Raw genomic sequence first — 2,472 nt, 5'->3', positions numbered from 1 at the left:
TTCGACTTCATCGTCATCGACGAATGCCACCGCAGCATCTACAACCTGTGGAAGCAGGTGCTCGACTATTTCGACGCCAGCCTCATCGGCCTCACCGCCACGCCGGACAAGCGCACCTTCGGTTTTTTCAGCGAAAACATCGTCGCCGAATACACCTACGAGCAATCCGTGGCCGATGGCGTCAACGTCGGCTATGACGTGTACGAGATCGAAACCGACATCACCCAAAAGGGCGCGGAGCTGAAGGCCAAAGAGTGGGTGGACCACCGCGACCGCGCCACCCGCAAAAAGCGCTGGAGCGAAACCGAGGAAGACACCGCCTATACCGGCAAGGAACTCGACCGTTCAGTGGTCAACGTGAGCCAGATTCGTCAGGTTATTCAGGCGATGAAAACCGCCGTGGAAACGCAGATCTTCCCCAACCGCAAAGAGACGCCCAAAACCCTCATCTTCGCCAAAACCGACAGCCACGCCGACGACATCATCAATATCCTGCGCGAGGTCTACGGCCAGGGCAACGCCTTCTGCAAAAAGGTCACCTACCGCGCCGAGGAAGACGCCGACAGCATCCTCAGTAGCTTTCGCAACGACTACAACCCGCGCATCGCCGTCACCGTGGACATGATCGCCACCGGCACCGACGTGAAGCCCTTGGAAGTGCTGCTGTTCATGCGCGATGTGCGCAGCAAGGGCTACTACGAACAGATGAAAGGCCGCGGCGTGCGCAGCCTCGACGGCGACAGTCTCAAGCGCGTCAGCAACAGCGCGGACGGTGCCAAAACCCGCTTTGTGCTGATCGACGCCGTGGGCGTGGAGAAGTCGCTGAAAACCGAAAGCCGCCCGCTGGAGAAAAAGCCCGGCGTGGCGCTCAAAGACCTGCTGCAAGGCGTGGCCATGGGCAGCCGCGACGACGACACCGTGCTCAGCCTCGCCAATCGCCTCGTGCGCCTGGCCAAGCAGCTCGACGACAAGGCGCAGGCGCGCATCGAACAAGCCAGCGGCGGCGCTTCCGTGGCCGCCCTCGGCAAAGGCCTGATCGCCGCGCTCGACCCCGACGCCATCGTGCAAACCGCACTGGCCAACGCCCAGGCCCAAGGCATCACTCGCAGCGAAGACACCCTGCTGCCCGCAGAAATCGACGCCGCCCGCGCCCAGCGCGTGGCCGCCGCCTGCGCGCCCTTCGACCGCCCCGAACTGCGCGACGCCATCGACAACGCCCGCCGCGAGCGCGAGCAGCTCATCGACCACATCAACCTCGATCAAGTCACCTTCTCCGGCTTTTCCGAGCAGGCCGAAGGCGAAGCCCGCGCCGTCATTCAACGCTTTGCCGATTACATCCGGCAGCACAAAGACGAAATCGCCGCGCTCGATTTTTTCTACCAGCAGCCCTACCAGCGCCGCGCCCTCACCTTCGCCATGATCGAAGACCTGCACGAGCGCCTGAGCAAGCCGCCGCTGATGCTCACCACCGAACGCCTGTGGAGCGCCTACGCCCGCGTGCAGACCGGGCAAGTGAAAGGCAGCGAGTCCCGCCGCCAGCTCACCGACCTCATCAGCCTGGTGCGCTTTGCGCTGGGGCTGGACGGCGAACTCAAACCCTTTGCCGACGAAGTGGACAAACGCTTCCAGACCTGGATCTTCCGCCACAACGCCCAGCGCGCCACCGCCTTCACGCCCGAACAAACCGACTGGCTGCGCCTGATGAAAGACCACATCGCCAGCAGCTGCAGCATCGCCCGCGACGACTTTGACTACGCCGAACTGGCCGACAAGGGCGGGCTGCAGCGCGTGTGGCAGGTGTTTGGCAATGAACTGGATGGACTGATGGACGAGATGAATCGGGAGTTGGTGGCGTGAGTGAGTTGCCAAGCGGATGGGTACGCGCTCCCCTAGATGCGATTGCAGATGTTCTGGACCATGAACGGGAACCGATCAACTCATCAGAACGCGAGGCGCGTATCAGCGGTAAGCCGAGGACTGATCTGTACCCCTATTACGGCGCCACTGGGCAGGTCGGTCTGATCGACTCCTTTCGATCTGATGGGCAGAGGGTCTTGCTCGGCGAAGACGCTGCGCCCTTTCTCGATCAGTTCAAGGACAAGGCATACCTCGCCAACGGCCGCTTTTGGGTCAACAACCACGCGCATGTACTCGCTGGTGCGGCAGGCTTGGTGGACAACAGGTTTCTCTGCTTCCAACTCAACGCTGTTGACTACCACCCGTTCGTAACCGGATCGACTCGCCTCAAGCTAACAAGCTCGGCGATGAAGCAGATTCCGATGACGGTAGCCCCCGCAGCAGAACAAACCCGCATCGTCGCCAAACTCGAAGAACTGCTCTCCGACCTCGATGCTGGCGTGGCCGAACTCAAGGCCGCGCAGAAGAAGCTGGCGCAATACCGCCAGTCGCTGCTCAAGGCCGCCGTGGAAGGCGCGCTCACCGCCGAGTGGCGGCAACAGCACCCGCCCGCCG

The 2,472-nt window shown here is 62.3% G+C and carries 2 protein-coding genes; both read left to right on the top strand.

What is annotated here, in order from left to right; genetic code table 11:
* The coding region (locus HJG40_RS11895) for a type I restriction-modification enzyme R subunit C-terminal domain-containing protein (protein ID WP_215864393.1) at positions 1 to 1,857 on the top strand (1,857 nt) is incomplete at its 5' end.
* Positions 1,854 to 2,472, top strand: a 619-nt coding sequence (locus tag HJG40_RS11890; protein WP_215864392.1) for a restriction endonuclease subunit S, incomplete at its 3' end; no start/stop codon positions are given. The genes HJG40_RS11895 and HJG40_RS11890, both read left to right, overlap by 4 nt.

Origin of the sequence: Acidithiobacillus concretivorus (genome assembly GCF_018853445.1) — a bacterium.
In the GTDB taxonomy this organism is placed as follows: domain Bacteria; phylum Pseudomonadota; class Gammaproteobacteria; order Acidithiobacillales; family Acidithiobacillaceae; genus Acidithiobacillus; species Acidithiobacillus concretivorus.
Note: the sequence above shows the minus strand (reverse complement) of the source record. Positions and strands in the feature narration are given on the sequence as shown.